General features: G+C 40.7%; 14 protein-coding genes. 6 read left to right on the top strand and 8 right to left on the bottom strand.

What is annotated here, in order from left to right; genetic code table 11:
• Positions 1–50: 50 nt before the first annotated feature.
• The gene (locus CDG79_RS16470; RefSeq protein ID WP_094343070.1) at positions 51–770 is read right to left on the bottom strand and encodes a response regulator; all 720 of its coding nucleotides are present in this window, start codon (positions 768–770) and stop codon (positions 51–53) included.
• Positions 771–1,216: 446 nt separating this feature from the next.
• Here CDG79_RS16470 and CDG79_RS16465 point away from each other — a divergent pair, with 446 nt between their 5' ends.
• Positions 1,217–2,359: a hybrid sensor histidine kinase/response regulator gene (locus CDG79_RS16465; protein ID WP_094343069.1), complete on the top strand. Its 1,143-nt coding sequence runs from the start codon at positions 1,217–1,219 to the stop codon at positions 2,357–2,359.
• Positions 2,360–2,489: 130 nt separating this feature from the next.
• Here the strand turns inward: CDG79_RS16465 and CDG79_RS16460 are convergent, their stop codons facing one another.
• Complete coding sequence (locus CDG79_RS16460; protein ID WP_094343068.1) at positions 2,490–2,816, bottom strand: hypothetical protein; 327 nt, start codon at positions 2,814–2,816, stop codon at positions 2,490–2,492.
• An 85-nt stretch (positions 2,817–2,901) separates the two neighbouring features.
• Positions 2,902–3,033: a hypothetical protein gene (locus CDG79_RS44860; protein WP_262985806.1), complete on the bottom strand. Its 132-nt coding sequence runs from the start codon at positions 3,031–3,033 to the stop codon at positions 2,902–2,904.
• A 35-nt stretch (positions 3,034–3,068) separates the two neighbouring features.
• On the opposite strand from CDG79_RS44860, the gene CDG79_RS16455 reads away from it, so the two are divergent.
• Entirely contained in the window at positions 3,069–6,440 is a 3,372-nt protein-coding gene (locus CDG79_RS16455; RefSeq protein WP_094343067.1) for an RNA dependent RNA polymerase, read from the top strand.
• Positions 6,441–6,454: 14 nt separating this feature from the next.
• Here the strand turns inward: CDG79_RS16455 and rppB are convergent, their stop codons facing one another.
• The 3 genes from rppB to CDG79_RS16440 form a co-directional block, all read right to left on the bottom strand.
• On the bottom strand, positions 6,455–7,870 hold the full coding sequence (gene rppB, locus CDG79_RS16450; RefSeq protein WP_094343066.1) for a two-component system sensor histidine kinase RppB: 1,416 nt from the start codon (positions 7,868–7,870) through the stop codon (positions 6,455–6,457).
• Positions 7,857–8,561, bottom strand: a complete 705-nt coding sequence (gene rppA / locus CDG79_RS16445) for a two-component system response regulator RppA (RefSeq protein WP_094343065.1) — start codon at positions 8,559–8,561, stop codon at positions 7,857–7,859. The genes rppB and rppA overlap by 14 nt, the downstream gene beginning before the upstream one ends.
• Before the next feature lie 292 nt (positions 8,562–8,853).
• Positions 8,854–9,339 (bottom strand): DUF2808 domain-containing protein, encoded by a 486-nt coding sequence (locus tag CDG79_RS16440; RefSeq protein WP_094343064.1) that lies wholly within the window; start codon positions 9,337–9,339, stop codon positions 8,854–8,856.
• Positions 9,340–9,940: 601 nt separating this feature from the next.
• On the opposite strand from CDG79_RS16440, the gene CDG79_RS16435 reads away from it, so the two are divergent.
• The 4 genes from CDG79_RS16435 to CDG79_RS16420 all read left to right on the top strand — a co-directional run bounded on the left by CDG79_RS16435 (position 9,941) and on the right by CDG79_RS16420 (position 14,222).
• The gene (locus tag CDG79_RS16435) at positions 9,941–10,672 is read left to right on the top strand and encodes a DUF305 domain-containing protein (RefSeq protein WP_094343063.1); all 732 of its coding nucleotides are present in this window, start codon (positions 9,941–9,943) and stop codon (positions 10,670–10,672) included.
• 297 nt (positions 10,673–10,969) lie between these two features.
• The gene (locus CDG79_RS16430) at positions 10,970–11,164 is read left to right on the top strand and encodes a heavy-metal-associated domain-containing protein (RefSeq protein WP_094343062.1); all 195 of its coding nucleotides are present in this window, start codon (positions 10,970–10,972) and stop codon (positions 11,162–11,164) included.
• Positions 11,165–11,426: 262 nt separating this feature from the next.
• Complete coding sequence (locus tag CDG79_RS16425; RefSeq protein WP_094343061.1) at positions 11,427–13,709, top strand: heavy metal translocating P-type ATPase; 2,283 nt, start codon at positions 11,427–11,429, stop codon at positions 13,707–13,709.
• Between the two features lie 3 nt (positions 13,710–13,712).
• The gene (locus tag CDG79_RS16420) at positions 13,713–14,222 is read left to right on the top strand and encodes a cupredoxin domain-containing protein (RefSeq protein WP_094343060.1); all 510 of its coding nucleotides are present in this window, start codon (positions 13,713–13,715) and stop codon (positions 14,220–14,222) included.
• Between the two features lie 257 nt (positions 14,223–14,479).
• Here the strand turns inward: CDG79_RS16420 and CDG79_RS16415 are convergent, their stop codons facing one another.
• Together CDG79_RS16415 and CDG79_RS16410 are read right to left on the bottom strand one after the other, a co-directional pair.
• On the bottom strand, positions 14,480–14,974 hold the full coding sequence (locus CDG79_RS16415; RefSeq protein ID WP_094343059.1) for a hypothetical protein: 495 nt from the start codon (positions 14,972–14,974) through the stop codon (positions 14,480–14,482).
• Between the two features lie 165 nt (positions 14,975–15,139).
• Positions 15,140–18,250 (bottom strand): efflux RND transporter permease subunit, encoded by a 3,111-nt coding sequence (locus tag CDG79_RS16410; protein ID WP_094343058.1) that lies wholly within the window; start codon positions 18,248–18,250, stop codon positions 15,140–15,142.
• Positions 18,251–18,462 lie beyond the last annotated feature (212 nt).

Below are 18,462 nucleotides of genomic sequence, written 5' to 3'. Positions count from 1 at the left end.
CCTCTCAAATTAATAACCAAGCACTGTACAGTTGCTTCTGTACAGTGACTTCAATTAAGCAAACCAGCCCGTAAAGCTAATACTGCTGCTTGAGTGCGATCGCTTGCACAAAGCTTGTTCAAAACCCCACGCACATATACTTTTACACTTCCCAGGCTGAGATAGAGTTTCTGGGCAATCTCGTTATTGCTATAGCCTTGGACAATTAACTCCAAGACTTCCAGTTCCCGATTTGTCAATGGATCTGCTTGCAGAATGCTTGCTTGCTCTGGGTCAATTGCAGAGATCGTCACCGTCTGAGTAGCATTCGGTTTTACCGCCGTCGCCGCTCCTTGACGAGTATGCTTGAGAACGATACGAGCGATCGCTGGATCAATCCAAGACTGACCTTCATGGGTGATATGCAGCGCTTCCAACAACAACTCGAACTTAATTGTCTTCACACAGTAAGAGTCTGCCCCGGCTGCAAACGCTGCTAGTACCATTTGCTCTTTAGCAAAGGAAGTGAGCATCATTACTTTAGTCTGTGCTGCTGTTTCCGACACTAAAGATTCCCGAAACTGCTGCACCAGCCATATTCCGTCTCTATCCGGCAAGCCAATATCGACGATCGCTATGTCTGGTTTTGTACTTTGGAGCAGTTTCAACCCATTGGAGGCTGTAGCTTCATCACCCACGACTTGAATACCTTCTTGCTCGTTGAGAGAACTACGCATCCCAATCCGCGTTAAGCTGTGGTCTTCAATAATTGCTACTCGAATATCTACCATCATTTACCTCAGCAGCTTGGTAACTATACTTTTTTAACTGTCGAATATGGTTTCAAGGAAAGGATTACTCCATTGGACGAAAAATTTTAGCTATTCAGCCAAAATGTCGCTACTGAGATGCAAAGCGGCATTTCAATGTTATTAAACCTCATCCAGGTTGAAACCAGTAGTTTTTACAGTATTGGCTGAAAAGTTCATATATCAAGGGCTACATATCTCAACTAGCTGTTGAAAAAGCTCCAATGTTCAAAATGGACATCGTTTAATCTGAAAATTCTCTGAAAAAATCTTCCCAAAGTATAAAAAAATATAAAAGCACTGAAGTTAAACTGAAACCAATACAGTTTATTCTGACTTGTGTCCACATCACACCCATAGGAGGATGTAGCTTATTTCTAAGCGAGAACCCTGGCTCTTACACATAGGCAGATTAACAATTGCGTTTTATGAAGAACACTTTATCTTGGAATATAACTTCAGAACAAAGAAACCAAAGAATTCTGCTGGTTGATGACTCAGCTGACAGCCTCCGCTTGCTACAAGTCACTTTAAAGCTGAAGGGATACAACGTGATCATAGCCGACAGTGGTGCTGAAGCATTGGTAAAAATTGCCGAATCTCCTCCCGATTTGGTACTGCTTGATGTAGTGATGCCGGATATGGATGGCTACGAAGTTACGCGGCAAATTAAGCACAATTCAAACTTACCTTTTATCCCAATTTTGCTGGTGACAGGTTCTGAAAAATCAAGTGTCGTCAAAGGTTTAGATGCAGGTGCAGATGAATTTATTTGCAAGCCAGTAGATAAGAAGGAATTACTGGCCAGGGTGCGGGCTTTGTTGAGACTGAAACACAGTATGGACGAACAACTGTTCCTCATTCAGCGACGGGAAGATTTTGTGACCCGCCTCACTCACGATCTGCGAACTCCGTTGATAGCTGCTGACCAATTCCTAAAGTTGCTGCAAAGAGGTGTTTTTGGCAATACCTTATCAGCAATGCGTGAATCTTTAGAACAAATGGCTCAGAGTAACCAAACTTTGTTGTCAATGGTCGATACCTTATTAGAAGTTTACCAGTATGAAGCTGGAGGCAAAACTTTGGATTTCTTTGTGGTTGATCTGTGGGAATTATGTCAGCAAGTAGTGCAAGAATTAATGCCTTTGGCTAATGTTAAACAGTTAACTCTCAAAGCTGCTTTGACAGAGGATACTGAAGCTTCTTTAGCTAGGGTTAGAGGCGATCGCCTGGAACTACGCCGACTTCTCACTAACTTAGTTGGTAACGCCATTCGCTTCAGTGATGCTGGGTCAGTAGAAATTCGCCTCAATTCCACTGTTCAAGGGGTAACGATTGAAGTAGAGGATACAGGTATTGGCATGAATCCAGAAGAACAATTACTCTTATTTGATCGCTTTCGACAGGGCAAGCATCAACGCCGGGGGAACGGTTTAGGATTATATTTGTCCCGTCAAATTGTTGAAGCCCATCAAGGGAATATCTCTGTTTCATCGACTGTTGGGAAAGGCAGTATCTTCACAGTTTATTTACCTGTGCAAACAGCTTATTCAAAAATGTTATCAGCATAAAAAATTTGGGAAATCGAGCTTAAGGATTTGCACCGAAATAACTTACCTACTTTATCAAAAAAAACTGATAATCAAGGTTTTCAGTTATTCAAAAAGGTAACTTATTAATGCGTGCCTCTTAAGGAAAGTTTTACCAAGATTCATCTGGTTCAGGTGGACGCCAACCACGAGTAGTTGAACTTTCATCACCTAGTCGATCAATTGCCCCAGGATCGCTGTTGAGGAATTCATCTAAATCTTCGTATTGACTTGGATAATAATAACCTGATGTAGGTTTGATAGGATTTTCCTTAATTATTATGCTTTCACCAGGTTTGAGATGAGCATATTCGGGGTAATGCTCATCTTGGGATACATTATCAGAAGGAACGATCAACTCATCTCCTGGCGAATCTGGGTCATCGTCATAAAGCATTACTAATAAACCATCTTCTAGCCGTTGAATTCTTTTATTCATAAAATCTAGTGGTAGCTTCAAAATTGTGTAGCCTCAGTAACACAGTGGAACAATGATAATACGATTAAAAGCACTGTTCAGCTATTTAACTTTCTTGGAAGTCTGCTAGCAGAGCTAATACCGTATAAAATACCGTCTGCCATGAAATCAGTAAATTATCCACTTGGATGATTTTATCGAGTGTAATTTCGTGCCAAGGTGGATATTGGAGTCTCATGCTTGCTAGATAAGCTGTCTAATAGATGATTGGTAATGGATTTAACCACTAGAGTCTCAGAAGGTTCTGGTTTGAGCATACCTATCTTTGATGGGTCGTATAACAATGGTAAGGGGAGATATTTATCTGAACCAGAAATCATTAAAAATTCTCTGCTCGAACAGATGTTTGAAGCAGAAGATTTACAATCTCTACTACTGGTTAAAATTGATAGTAAAAATCCAGATGCCAACCATTTAAGACAAAGAACCTTTCAGGATGGAATCCGACGCAAGTTAGCTTTCAGTTCTGGTAATAGTTATTACTTTGCTGATGGTTCACTGCATAAAAAAATTAGACGCTTATTCGCTACAGAACCAGATACTGCCTGTCGCTATGGTTCTTTACTAGTTAGCAATTGCTACAAAGGCTCAGAAACTTTTACAGGGCTGCGAGTCAAAATTGTGGACTTTGAAGATCCACAGTATGCTCATTATAAAACAGGAGACTGTCACGGCAAGATTTCGCCTCAACTTGCCAAACAATTGGGAGGAGAAGGCAATTGTCCATTCCAATTTCGCTTTGCCTGGAGAAGTAATTGGGCTGAACCAGATAATTCCCTGTGCCCAAAAACCAGCTTCTTATCCAAAGGTACTTTCCTGCCCGATGCCAATTTGACTGATGCCAAAGGGTACGACATTATTATGGATCGTTCCTCAATTAAAGGCATTAAAAAGTCGGAACTCAAAAACTTAATACCCTGCGGTGACTATGAGTTTCCCCAAGCGGTAATCGGGAATCGAGGTAACGCCAAAGCTACCAGCTACGATAATAGTTGGCAGTTTACCATTTGGTACTCAGAAGAAGCAATCAAACAAGATTTGAGCAAACCCACCCAAGAAAAAGCTAGAGAACTTGCCGAGTTGCAGCGTAATCCCTTGGTGTTGGCAAAATATATCATCCAACAATATGACAAACAACAGCGATCGCAGCAAGAGCAGTCAGAAGAAGCTTTTAACGAAATTGAGGCTAATGCTAACAATCAAGCACAGGAATCTCGCTGGATTTCCCTATTACGTAGCGATAAATATGGTCAATTGATTGAAACCCCCAAATTTCGCAAGTTTGCTACCGATTACATAGCCAATCAATGGCGTGACTTAGCGATTAAGGGAGGATACAACCATAATTCGGGTATGGCAATGCCTTGCGATCGCCTAACTAGTGGCACAATCTGTGTACCTCATCTACCGGAAGGAGATGTCATTCTCACCCGTTATCCCATCGTCAATTCAGACAACATCCGCCTCTACCAAAATATCCACGATCCAGAATTGAAAAAAACTCGCAACGTAGTTTGGATTCACCCCAAGGATGCCGAGGAATACCACCAAGCCGATTTTGACGGCGACCAATTAATGGTCAGTTCTGCTAGTAAACTACCTCATATTGCTCAAGAAACTCTCCGCGCAGGTGAACCGGGACGATTTGAGCCAGTTAAACAACGTCCTAAGCTGGCGTATACGGAAATTACAGATGAAGAAGGCAACTTAAAATACAAAAATTTAGCAGAGATTGCTGCTGCCAGCAGTCAAAATAAAGTAGGGCTGGTAGCAACAAATATTGGGCGTGTACAGTCATCAATGCCCCAAGACGGGGAGAACGTAGAGCGATTTGAAAAACGACAAAGGAAGCTACTAAACCGTCTATTTCAGGCACTTCAGGTTGAGGTAGATTCGCCCAAAAGTGCAGAAAGATTGGAAGATATCAAGGAAATAGGTGGGGAAAATTTACTCGCCGATGCCAAAAAATGGTCAGAGTCTCACCCCAGTTACTTCTTTGACTTTAAAAAAGATGAACGGCTCTATCGCTCCTTTGCCATGCCTGCGGATGCTCCTGGCTCAATTAACGTCATTGCAAGAGTTGTAGTCAATCCTTTGTGGGAACCAACACGCATTCGCAGCAGAGATAGGCATGAGTTTCGCTACCTATTTCCTAAAGAGACGCTATCTGTAGATGCCTTGGAATGGGCAGAAGAACTGAAAACAAGGTTTCAGCAAGCTAGAGACGAAATTAAGGAACGGGTGGGAGATGACAGGGAAGCCTTTAATGAGGAACTAGGAAAGCTCTACGAAAGCTATCGGGCGGAAATTGATGAATTATTCACCAGTCCAGAAGAGAGGTTTGTAAATCCTGCGGACAGGCTCAATCAATGCGTAGCGTCTCGCAGAGAAGGCGCGGCGGCACTGTGGCATACACAACACACCCGTCCAGAATTAGATCGGCATCGCAAAGACTGTTTAAAGCTGGCAGAACAGATGGAAATTACGTTTTCGTTTCAGCACGATTATGAACTGCCAAGCGTTGCATTACCACAGGATATTTATGTTTTGAGTGTTCCTTTTGGTGCAAGTGCTATTAAATGGAAAGAATCTTTAGAACAAAAGGGAATTAAATTTGATGCCACAATTCATCCTCAATTACCTCTGATTGAATTTGCTTTGAAAGACTTATCACCCAAAGTAGTTGATAAATTAGCAGCTAAATTTGGCGAAAACATTAACGATTTAGATGAACTTAATATCCCGAAGGATTTGAGAATTATTCCTCCAGCAGATCATAGTTGGGCGACATCACGTCAGGATTCAGGTGTTGGTGCTTTGGCATATAACCTGTTTACAGAGGAAGTATGTCAACAGCTTCAAGATTTTCAGTTTGATGAAATTAAAGTGTTGGGTATCAAATACAATGACTTCGCCAATGAAAACTTTGCTAGTAAGCAATGGAAAAAGCGCAGCGTTACTTTGGAAGTAGGAGTTTTTGAGCTACCCGAATCTCATCCAGAATTTTATCGTTACAACGGTACACCGATATTACAGATTGATGGTAAGAATTTAGGTACTTTTGCTCCTGATAGTCCGAAACTGCCGATTGGTGCTACATTTGCAGCTACTTTGCAACCAGATGGCTCTAGTATTATCCTCAAGGTGAATCCTGAGTCAATCAATCTACCAGAAGTTCCATTACCGGAATCAGAACCAAAGTTAGATACTGCTGGGCAATTCCAAGCCATTCACCGTGAACTCTGGCGTAAAGAAATGTTTGATAATTTGGTAGGAGCGATCGCTACTACCTACGAACAGCGACAAGCCAATCAATCTGCAAGTAATGAAATTGAGCAGTTTAAAATTGGTAGCCATTGGACTGCTTATGTGCAACCCAGTGGTGATTTTATTGTTCGGAATGAAGGTAAGCGGACGATTTGTCGAGGCAATCTACAGACGGGTGAGGAGATATTTCCACTTTCAGAAGAACGTGCCAGTGAGCTAGAAGCGATGATTTTAGAGAGAGAGCGATTACTTCACAGAAAACATGAATTATCACACAATGGACACCATATTAGCAGTCAGGATATAGAGTTGAACTGAAGTCGCAAAGGAGATTATGTTCCACGCCGCCTGTACCAAATCCTGAGAAGTGGTCGAGTGAAGCGATCGCTCTTTAACGGAGTAACATCCAAAGGTAATTGAACTGTAAAAGTGCTGCCTTTACCTAATTCGCTTTGTACATTTAAATTACCTTGATGTGCAAGAACAATAGCTTGAACAATGGCTAGTCCCAAACCAGAACCGCCAGTGTTACGAGAGCGATCGCTACTTACTCGATAAAAGCGATCAAAAATCCGCGTCAGTTCGTGTTTCGGGATACCAATCCCTGTATCTTGAACTTTAATTACAGCATTATAGTCGTTGCGATCTAAGAAAACTGTTACTTCCCCACCTCTAGGTGTATATTGTATTGCATTGACAATTAAATTAGAAAACAAGCGATAAAGCTGGTCAGAATTACCTATAATATTCAGAGGTTGATTCACTTGTATTAAAGATGTCAGCTTTATCCCTGCGGCAGTTGCGATCGCTTCAAATTCCTCAATTAAATCACTAACAATATCAGTTACACAACAAATTTCATATTGTAACTTTTGGGCTTGTCTATCCATACGTGCCAACATTAATAAATCAACAACTAAAGTAGTTAGTCGCTGATTTTGACGCTGTATAGTTTGCAAAATATCCCGTGCTTCTTCTTCGTCTAGTTGAGACATTAAAAGTGCTGATTCCACGGTTGCACCTGTCGCAGCTAGAGGTGTTCGTAATTCATGGGCTGCATCTGCTGTAAACTGTTGAATTTGTCGGTAGGATTGATAAATTGGCTGCATAGCTAATGCTGATAACCACCAACTAGCACCAGCAATCATACCCATTGCCACTAGCAACCCTAACACCAAAATTAGTTTTACACTATCCAAGTAATGATTAAACTCTTGTAGACTTCGCCCTACCTGCATATATCCCCAGTCTTGATAATTTTGGGTATGCAGTGCTAGGGTAATTTGATGGTAATCCTTACCTTTACTATCTTTGAGAAATTGCCAAATTTTTGGATCAAAAACATCAGGTAATCCCTTGGGATAATAACCAGCATTAGCAACTAATTTTCCTGAAATATCAAAAAAACGTATATAGTAGCTAGTTTTAGTAACAATACCAAGAAGATGGCGTTTAGAATGCGGATGTTTTTGAATACAATTAGTAGCTTGAATTCCACAGTTATCTAGATTTGGGAATAACTGATGCGCTAAAGGTTTCAAATCTCCAGGCGACTGTAGTTTTAATTCAATACTATCGTGCAGTGTCCCCCCCACAGACTCGATTTCACTGTCTAAAGCCACCACATGAGCATGAAACACTGCTCGATAGAAACCGAAAGCAGATATGCTTAAAATTAAACCCATAACGATCGCATAATACAGAGCCAACCGAATACGGGTAAGTCGAAACAGCTTATTCTGATTCATTGGTGAAATTCAGACGATATCCCATACCGTGCAAAGTTTCTATCAAATTAGGACAGTCGCTATTGCTGAGTTTGCGACGTAATAAACGTATTTGTGCCGCCACTACATTACTACTAGATTCCGCATTAACTTCCCAAATTTGATTGCGAATTTGTTCAGTAGTGACAATCTGCTTGGGGTGCTTCATAAAATATTCCAATAGTTGGAACTCTTTATTAGTTAAAGGAATGCTTTGCTGTTCGCCTATACTATTTTGTCTTACAACTGTACTATTGCCGTAATCTAGAGTCAAGTTACCAACAGTCAATTGTTGAGGTTGGAAATGTGGAGAGCGGCGCTGCAAAGCCCGCAATCGTGCTAGCAATTCTACCATGCCAAAGGGCTTCACTAAGTAGTCATCTGCACCTGCATCTAAGCCAGTAACCTTATCTTCCATTCTATCTTTAGCGGTTAGCATCAAAATAGGAAGAGGATTTGCTTGAGAACGCAGTCTTTTACACAGTTCTAAACCACTAATTCCTGGAAGCATCCAGTCAAGAATTGCTACTGTATATTGTGCCGAACTATTTTCTAAGTAAGCCCATGCTTCAGTACCATCCATTACCCAATCAACCAAGTATTTTTGTTGATTTAAGGTACGCTTGATAGCAGTCCCTAAATCTGGCTCATCTTCGACTAGCAGCACCCTCATATCAAATTCAGTAGTTTAAGGTTCGTTGTAAATTTGTGATGTAAACATAGTTTGCAATAGGGTTGTCCCCTAATAAATAATGTTACAGAAGTTTATGAAATTAGGATGAAATTGCTATGAAACCACATCTATTTTGAGAACCATACTTTTTAAAAGTAGTAGGAGCATCTTGCTCCCTGCTGGTAGTAGCGGGCAAGACTTCGGCGTGAGCGCTCAGTCGAACGCTGCCCGCACTCCTGGTTTCAAAATGGACGAGGTTTAAATATCATAATTTGCTATCTAAACTTGTGGCTTAGTAGAGACGAAACGAAGCCACACCTATGGGAATTTCTGCATCAATGCCAACCTCTTTAGCCGAGAAGCTGTAGACAGAACCATTACCAAGATTTTGTCTTTTTATTTTATTAAGCTCAATCTCAAACTTAGTGTTAGGAGCAACTGCTTCGGGGAAAGCTAGTAGTATTATTTGACCGTTGACAGATATATTGGTGTTAACCTTATGTTGATTTTCATCAACAACATCAATATTGCTAACGTCATTACTCACAGTTACATTATTTGGAACTTTGATAAGTATTTGGGTAATAGCTTTGCTATTTTTGGGAACGTGTAAACGGAAAGTATGTCTAAAAATTCCCCAGCGTGTGGGAGGGAATTGTGCATTTCCATCAATATGGATAACTCTACCATCATCGGTTCTAGTACTTGCATAGCTAGGAGCAATAATAGCTGTGCTACTCAGAGTCAATATAACAGCGTAAATTAATAACCTCTTCATATTTACCTCCAAAATAATTAAATACGTTAGCTAAAGTGCAGGTTCATGCTTTATTAGTGAATCTGCTCTTAATAGATAGATCAAAATTGGGCAAAACCACAAAATACTACCTTTAGACAGCTATTGATCAGGATAAATAGGCAGTTAATTTGACATTATCAGATTCAAATTTTCTGTGATGTTCTTGCTGAAGAGATATGCTACCTCTATCTAATAGCATGACAAGTCCTAATGAAATTAGGATGAAATTTTCATGCTTGTAACTAAAATATATAAATAAAATAAAATAAAGCTTCCAGAAAAATCTCATAATCTGTTAAATAAAGTCTTTATCATACCCAAATGAAATCAGGATGAAATTTACACATTTTCTGAGGAATAAATTATCATCATGTCGTTAGATAGATGCTCTTACGCCGACAATCGTCTAACGTGAATTATTAGAAGTATAACTACAGCTTCATAACTGATTCATTTAGTTAGGAAGAAAATTATGACTCAAACTACGAATCTATCTTTAAAACTTGTATTCAAGCTTATTTAGAATACCCTGAAGCTGAATATATGCTACCCAATTTACCTTTGAATAAAAGTCATTAAAATGAATAACAAAGTTTTAACTTACAGTCTTGTTACTCTACTGACAAGTACCACTATTACAGCTTTTTCCATTATTGAGAGCGCCAAAGCTAGCGATCGCAATCAAGTTAAAGCTCCTAATCCAACCAGTACAAGCCCTATGCTTAGTGGAATGAACATGAGGGCTGACGTAGATAAGTCGTTTATTGAAATGATGATTCCTCATCATCAAAGCGGTATTGAAATGGCTCAAATGGCTTTGAACCGAGCTAAAAGCCCTGAAGTCAAAAAGCTGGCGCAATCCATAATTTCAGACCAAACCCGTGAAATTCAGCAGATGCAAACTTGGTACAAGCAGTGGTATGGCAAAGAAGTCCCTAAAAACGTCATGAATATGGGTACAGGTATGGGCATGGGTAGAGGTATGAATATGGGTGCAGGTATGAATATGGGTGCAGGTATGGATATGGGCGAAGCAATGAAAACTTGTATGCAGCAGCAAAATATGGAGATGATGACAAGCTTGCAAAATTCGCCTGACTTTGATCAGGAATTTCTCCGTCAAATGACTCGCCATCACCGAATGGCGACAATGATGGCTGGTATGGTTGCCAACAGTGCTAGGCACACCGAGGTGAGAAATTTAGCTCAATCCATTGTCAAGAGTCAAAGTACTGAAATTGCTCAAATGCAGCAGTTGCTCCAACCAATGAATACTCAAAATCGAAATACTCCTACTCGAACGATTAGGTAGTAACTCAATTTCTCCAAAAAGGACTGAACTAGCTGAAAGTGCGATACTTTTGACTTCATTAAAAAGAATTTTGCAAAATCCCTTGACTCTCTAGCCAGCTAGAGAGTCTAAGATAAATTCATGAAGTAAGAGATTTCAGACAATCTCAAGCTATAGTGGTTCGTCTACTTACAGTTATGCCGTCTGAAACAGCAATCAAAGAAGCGTGCTAGTTAAAGCCGTAAAGCATTTGAGCCTTAAAATGCTGATTTTCTTAAATCCATTTTTTTATTATCTAAGTTCAAGGTTTCTAACGTTATGACACTCCAAATAACAGTTCCTAATATGGCTTGCTCTGCTTGTGGAGACACCATTACTAAAGCAGTCAAGACAGTTGATCCTACTGCTACAGTTCAAGCAGATCCAAAAACAAAAATCGTCTTAGTGGATACAAATGCTTCTGAAACAGTTATTAAGGAAGCAATTACTACTGCTGGCTATTCTGTTACTTAAAAGCGATCGACAAATAAAAGTAGAGCAAGATATAGCCTAAGCCACCCATTTAAAATATCTGAAACCCTTGCGAACAGATAAAGGACTGGCAATTGAATAATGTACCAATCATTTATGATTTTTCTGCTTGATATCAATTATCTGACTGGTACTTTATTTTTAGGCTAGTTCCTATTTACAAATTACGTTAGCGTACCCCTCCGGGGATCTTGCTACGCGCAGCGTCTCCTAGAGAAGTGGGGCATAGCCCATTATTTTAACTATGGATACTCTAATTCTTAAACTTCGAGGCATGAGTTGTGCCTCCTGTGCCAACAACATTGAAGAAGCAATTAGCTCTGTTCCGGGGGTGAGTAATTGTAACGTCAACTTTGGCGTGGAACAGGCTACTATCCAATACGATCGCAAGCGCACCAATCTAGAAACAATCCAAGCCGCCATAGATGCTGCTGGATACTCATCTTACCCACTCCAAGAACAAGAAATGATTACGGGAGAAGATGATGCCGAAAAAAACGCCCGTGAAGCAGAATTACGCATACTTACCCGTAAAATTGTTGTAGGAGCAATCCTCAGCACTTTGATTCTACTAGGGTCAATTTCTGCCATGACAGGGCTAAACCTGCCTGGGATTCGCGCATTATGGTTAGATAATCCGTGGGTACAATTGGTACTAGCAAGCGCTGTTTTGTTCTGGTGCGGTGGAGACTTCTTCAAAAATGCCTGGAAAGCCTTTAAACGTCATACAGCAACGATGGATACCTTGGTTGCTATCGGTACTGGTGCAGCGTATTTTTATTCACTCTTTGCTACTGTTTTTCCCGGATTTTTTACGTCTGCTGGATTGATGCCTGATGTGTATTATGAAGCAGCAGCAGTAATTACCACCTTAATTCTGCTAGGCAGGCTATTTGAGAATCGGGCGAAAGGACAAACTTCTGAAGCTATCCGCAAACTTATTGGTTTGCAACCCAGAGATGCCAAAGTAATCCGAGATGGGAAAGAAATTAATGTTCCTATCCAGGAAGTTCAAATTGGTGATGTAATTTTGGTGCGTCCGGGTGAAAAAATTCCGGTTGACGGAGAAGTTATAGAAGGTGCTTCTAACGTTGATGAAGCGATGGTGACTGGTGAAAGTTTGCCAGTTAAAAAGCAACCGGGGGATGAAGTAATTGGAGCCACAATTAATAAAACAGGTAGCTTTAAATTCCGAGCAACCCGCATTGGTAAAGACACTTTTTTGTCTCAAATTGTCAAAATGGTGCAACAAGCTCAAGGCTCTAAAGCACCAATTCAACGTTTAGCAGATCAAGTCACGGGATGGTTTGTACCAGTAGTTATGGCGATCGCGATCGCAGCCTTTGTCATTTGGTTTAACGTCATGGGCAACTTGACATTAGCTCTAATCACCACAGTAGGTGTGCTGATTATCGCTTGTCCCTGTGCCTTGGGTTTAGCTACTCCAACTTCAGTAATGGTAGGAACCGGCAAGGGAGCAGAAAATGGTATTTTAATTAAAGGTGCAGAAAGTTTAGAACTCGCTCATAGAATCCAGACCATTGTGCTGGATAAAACTGGAACTTTAACACAGGGAAAACCCACTGTTACTGACTTTGTTACTGTCAACGGCACAGCTAATAGTAACGAGTTAAAATTTTTGCAGTTGGCAGCGTCTGTAGAACGAAATTCAGAACATCCATTGGCTGAAGCGGTGGTTAGGTATGCCCAATCTCAGCAAGTGGAACTGACAGAGGCTAAACAATTTGAAGCGATCGCTGGGAGTGGTGTCCAAGGCATTGTTTCAGGCTACTTGGTACAAATTGGTACTCAGCGTTGGATGGAAGAATTAAATATCGACACCCGCACCCTTCAAGAGCGCAAAGCCTCTCTGGAAGCTGCTGGTAAAACAGCGATTTTAATTGCTGTAGATGGGAAAATTCAAGGCTTGATGGGAATTGCTGATGCACTTAAACCTTCTTCAGTAGCAGTTGTGAGAACGCTACAGAAGTTAGGTTTAGAGGTAGTTATGCTAACAGGGGATAATCGCAAAACGGCAGAAGCGATCGCTAGTGAAGTTGGGATCACACGAGTATTTGCAGAAGTTCGACCCGACCAAAAAGCGTCTCAAATACAAGCATTGCAAGCAGAAGGGAAAATTGTCGCAATGGTGGGTGATGGTATCAATGATGCGCCAGCACTGGCTCAAGCTAACGTGGGGATTGCAATTGGTACAGGGACAGATGTAGCGATCGCAGCCAGCGATATCACCCTGATCTCTGGAGACTTGCAAGGTATTGTTACTGCAATTCAATTGAGCCGTGCCACTATGCAGAATATCCGCCAAAATCTCTTCTTTGCCTTGATTTACAACGTTGCTGGGATTCCCATTGCTGCTGGAGTTTTGTTTCCGATCTTTGGCTGGTTACTCAACCCAATGATTGCAGGTGGGGCGATGGCTTTTAGTTCCGTTTCTGTTGTGACTAATGCCTTACGGTTGCGTAACTTTAAACCAAAACATATCTCAAGTAATCGTGGAGTAATTTAGCAAATGTTCAACAAAAGTAAGATTTTTGGCAGTATTGCCGGGTTAGGATTTATGTTTGGTATTGCGTCAAATGTAGCAATAGCAGAAATGCCAATCCATTCATCAGAACAGACCAATCAATTTCGCCGCATTGAGCAACCACTAGCATTAAAAATTGGTGTTACTTTGGGCGGCTTAGGATTAATTGGATTAGAACTGTGGTGGTTTCTATTGAGTAAAAATAAAGCTGCAAAAGCTAATCTCGGTCAAGGGATACAGGAGTTAACAATTAATGTAGATGGCGGTTATGAACCTTCTCGTGTAATTGTGAAATCTGGTCTACCTGTACGGCTAAATTTCTTTCGTAGCGACCCTAGTAGCTGTTTGGAAAAAGTGTTGTTACCTGATTTTCATATTGCTCAAGATTTGGCTCTCAATCATGTTACTCCCATTGAATTTACACCTCCCCAACCAGGTCAATATCAATTCACCTGTGGAATGAATATGTTTCGTGGTGTGGTAGAAGTCCAGTAGTGAGGTAACAATAAACTTTACCTACTGTTATTTTTCTTTGTTGTTCATTCAACAATTAATGCACTGATTGTCAAACCACAGATAAATATAGACAAACTATCTATATTACAGTACGGTTCAGTTAACGAAATCATAAGGTGTTTAAACAATTTAAATTTCGTTAACTATAGTGTCTGAAAAACCCTTAAATGAACCGTATTGATCTATATTCATCTTTATTTATCTATGGTTTTTCAGCTAATCATTTTATGAAAAATCTATTGATTAAAAGTAAACCTGCCGTTTACTTTTTCACCTTTAACATCGGCAGTTACTTTTACCTGATATTGACCAATTGCTTTTTCAGTTAACTGTGCTGTGTAATGTTTTCCACTAGCATCATAAGCAAGAGGAACTGTCTTTTGTTTTCCATCAGGTAGCTGAACTTGAGCCGTTACTTTTGCATCAGGTACTGTTTGGTGATTGTCACCTTTTAGCACATATAAATCCATGTGAGTTGCACTTGCTTCTTTCTCAGGAACAAATTCTAGATGATAACTTCCTGTTTCTACAACTTGACCTCCATGAGATTCACCATGCTGACTATCTGTTTTAGTGACAGGTGAAGCTGAAATAGATGGGGTTTGGGCGTTTGAGGTAGAAGCGGCTGGACTATTTTCTGTATTAGCTGCTTTATTATCGTTACTGCAAGCTCCTAAAAATAGTAGTCCTACACTTCCAAGAATAATTAAGCTAGATTTAAGTGATTTCATTGGTTTATTCCTCATTTAAAATGTGTTGATAATTGAGATAAGATTTCTATGGCAATCCAGTCTTTGCAAGATTTTTAGATCCTGGCATTGAGTCTATATAAAGTTTTTAATCCACCTCCCTGAATAAAATATCAAATAATGCCAGATACCAAACAGCAAAAATTTTCATACAATTGACTCTTGAGTAACTTGAATATTGTATATTTTTGTAGTCTTATTCGGAACTAAAAACCTCCCAAATAGCGAATATAAAGCTGGTAAAACTAATAGTGTTAAAGCAGTAGAAGTAAATAAGCCCCCTAACACTACCACAGCCAAAGGTTGCAAAATTTCTTTACCTGCACCAGAACCAATCACTAATGGAACCATACCTAGTGCTGACGAAAGTGCTGTGAGAAGAATCGCTACTAATCTTTCCATTGAACCATCAACAATTACTTGTTTAAGTGGTATTCCCTCAGCGAGGCGATTATTATAGTTATCCACTAACAGTAATCCGTTGCGAGTAGCTACACCAAATAGAGTGATAAAACCAACCATCGAAGCAACGGAAATAATACCACCACTCAAGGCCACAGAGATAACCCCACCAATTAATGCCAGTGGCAAGTTAATCATAATCATGACTGTGGCAGGAATTGACTTGACAGCAAAGTATATCAGTACAGAAATCACGGGAAAGGCGATCGCACCTGCAATTATTAAAGTCTGCGTTGCTTGTTCCTGTGCCTGAAACTGACCGCCAAATTGGACGTAGTAACCTCCAGGTAGTTGAATTTGTTTGACCCGTTTCCGTACATCTTTAATTACAGAACCCAAATCCCGTCCAGCAACGTTGGCAGAAACCACTATCAGCCGGGAAACATTTTCACGATTAATGGTACTTGGCCCCGTGCCATAATCAACTTTAGCAACCTGGGATAAGGGAATTTTCTGCCCGTTGGGTGTATCTACCAACAAGTTACCAATAACATCCAAATTGTTACGGGAGCGTTCTTGCAACCACACAACGAGATTAAAAGTTTGTTGCTTCTCCAAAACTTGGGAAACGGCTTTACCATTCAATCCAGTCTCTATCGTTTCTGCAAGTTCCCCCACAGTTAATCCATAACGAGCTGCTGCATCGCGGTCAAATTGAATTTGAATTTGTTTAACTGGAATTTGGGGTTCTAATTGCAAATCCACAATACCGGAAATACCATTTATAGCAGATTGTACTTGTTTCCCAAGAGTGCGGAGTTCTTCGAGTTCAGACCCGTAAATTTTCACAGCGATCGCACTTCTCACGCCAGAGAGGATATCATCTATTCGGTGGGAGATAAACCCACCAATATTAGTTGCCACACCAGGAAGTTTTTCAAACTCTTTGCGGAGTGCTTCAACAGTCTTCTGGCGGTTTTTCGCTCCTTCTTCGCTAATCTGCACATCCAACTCACCAAAGTTTACTCCAGCCACTTCAGGATCTCCTTGAGCAAACCCAGATCGTAAGGCAATGAAATCAAAACGGCGATCGCTTTTCAGGGCATCCATCACCGCCAAAGCAGCTTGATTAGTTGCATTCAGAGATTCACCAGGCAAAAGCACCATTGAATTGACCAAAGAACGGTCTTGAAATTCTGGTAAAAAGACTTTACCCAACCCAGGAAGAATAATTATCGATGCAATAAACCCCGCAAGTGCCAACCCTAAAATCACCTTGGGGTAACGAATCGAGAACCTTAACGCTGGACGATAAAATTGATGTGCTTTGCGCTCAAGCCAAGTTTCGGTACTTGGTAAACGTCGATTTGCTAGTAATAAAGCACATAATGCTGGAGTTAGTGTTAATGCAACTAAGGTAGAAGCGAGAATCGATAGCAAATATGCCATTCCCATCGGCGTAAAAATTCGACCTTCCACGCCAGACAGGACGAAAATCGGTGCAAAGACCACTGCAATAATGACAGTGGACAATAAAACACTGACACGCACTTCTACTGAACCATCAAATACAACTTGTAAAGGATTTTTCGGGTTCCCTGCTAGTTGATTTTCTCGCAATCGGCGGTAGACGTTTTCCATATCAACGATCGCATCATCTACCACTGAACCAATTGCAACGACTAGTCCACCCAAGGTCATTGTATTAATACCTTGTCCAGTCCAACTCAGAATAATCATGCCTAACAGTAATGACAAAGGCATAGCACTGAGGCTAATAATTACTGTGCGCCAGTTCATCAAAAAGATGATCAGGATGACTGAAACGATAATGATGCCATCGCGCAGAGCTTCCTCAACATTTTTGACCGAAGCTTCGATAAATAAATCTTGGTCAAAGGTTTTAGTAACCTTGATATCCCGTGGTAGCCCTGGCTTAATCTCCTCCATTGCTGCTTCTACAGCTTTAACTACAGTGGGAGTATCTGCCGCAGGCTGCTTAGAGACAGTTAAAATTACTGCTCGTTTCCCTTGAAATAGTCCATCTCCTCGTCTTAGTCCTGGGCCAATTTTGACTTCTGCTACTTGTTCCAGTAATACAGGTGTACCTTTAACCGCCTTGATAACTGAACGTTTGAGTTGATCAATTGACTCTATTCGCCCAATTCCCCGAATTAGTGTTTCTTGATCGGGAGTAATCAAAAATCCTCCCGGCACATTGACGTTAGCATTCTGCACTGCTTTAGTGACTTCTGGCAACGAAACATTGTAGGCTTTAAGCTTGTCTAGATCTACCAAAACTTGATATTGCCGCTCATCACCACCGTAGAGAAAAACATTACTCACTCCTGGTACAGCCAGCAAGCGATTTTTTACATCCCAATTAGCAATCCGCCACACTTCCATCATGTCAGTGCTTTCAGCAGAAAAAGCATATTTAACAGCCCATCCCAAGGGCGAGTTAATAGGCAATATTTCCGGCTGCTCTACTCCTTGTGGCAGTTTCACCCCTTGTAAGCGCTCTGTTACTAGTTGGCGATCGCGGTAAATATCAGTATCCCAGCTAAAGACAGTTTTAATCGCAGAAATTCCAATAGCAGATGAAGATCGCAGAGACTCTAGTCCAGGTGTGCCATTAATCGCGCTCTCAATTGGGCGAGTCACTAAAGATTCGATTTCTTCTGGTGCTAAACCGGAAGCTTCAACTTGAATTTCCACTTGCGGGGGAGCGAAGCTAGGAAATACGTCGAGAGGCATTTGTGTGATGACACGCAATCCCCACAGACTAATTAATATAGAGGCAATAACGATTAGCCACCTTTGGGCGATCGACCATTTGACAATGGAATTGAGCATTTTTGAGACAAATCAAGGGTTTTTTGCTTGACGATACAGTTAATCCATCTGGGATAATCTGTAGTTTTGACAGTTAGGCACTGTATCTAATGTCTCAAATAAAGATGAAATCAGGATGAAATCAAGGTTGAATAATGGTAAACTAAAAACTCGGTAGATATTACCGCGAGTGGATGTATTACCCTTACTAGTAAATGCTTTTACTCCCTATG

Source organism: Nostoc sp. 'Peltigera membranacea cyanobiont' 232, assembly GCF_002245985.1.
In the GTDB taxonomy this organism is placed as follows: Bacteria; Cyanobacteriota; Cyanobacteriia; order Cyanobacteriales; family Nostocaceae; genus Nostoc.
The sequence above is the reverse complement of the archived record's forward strand: the minus strand, read 5'-3'. Positions and strand labels throughout refer to the sequence as shown.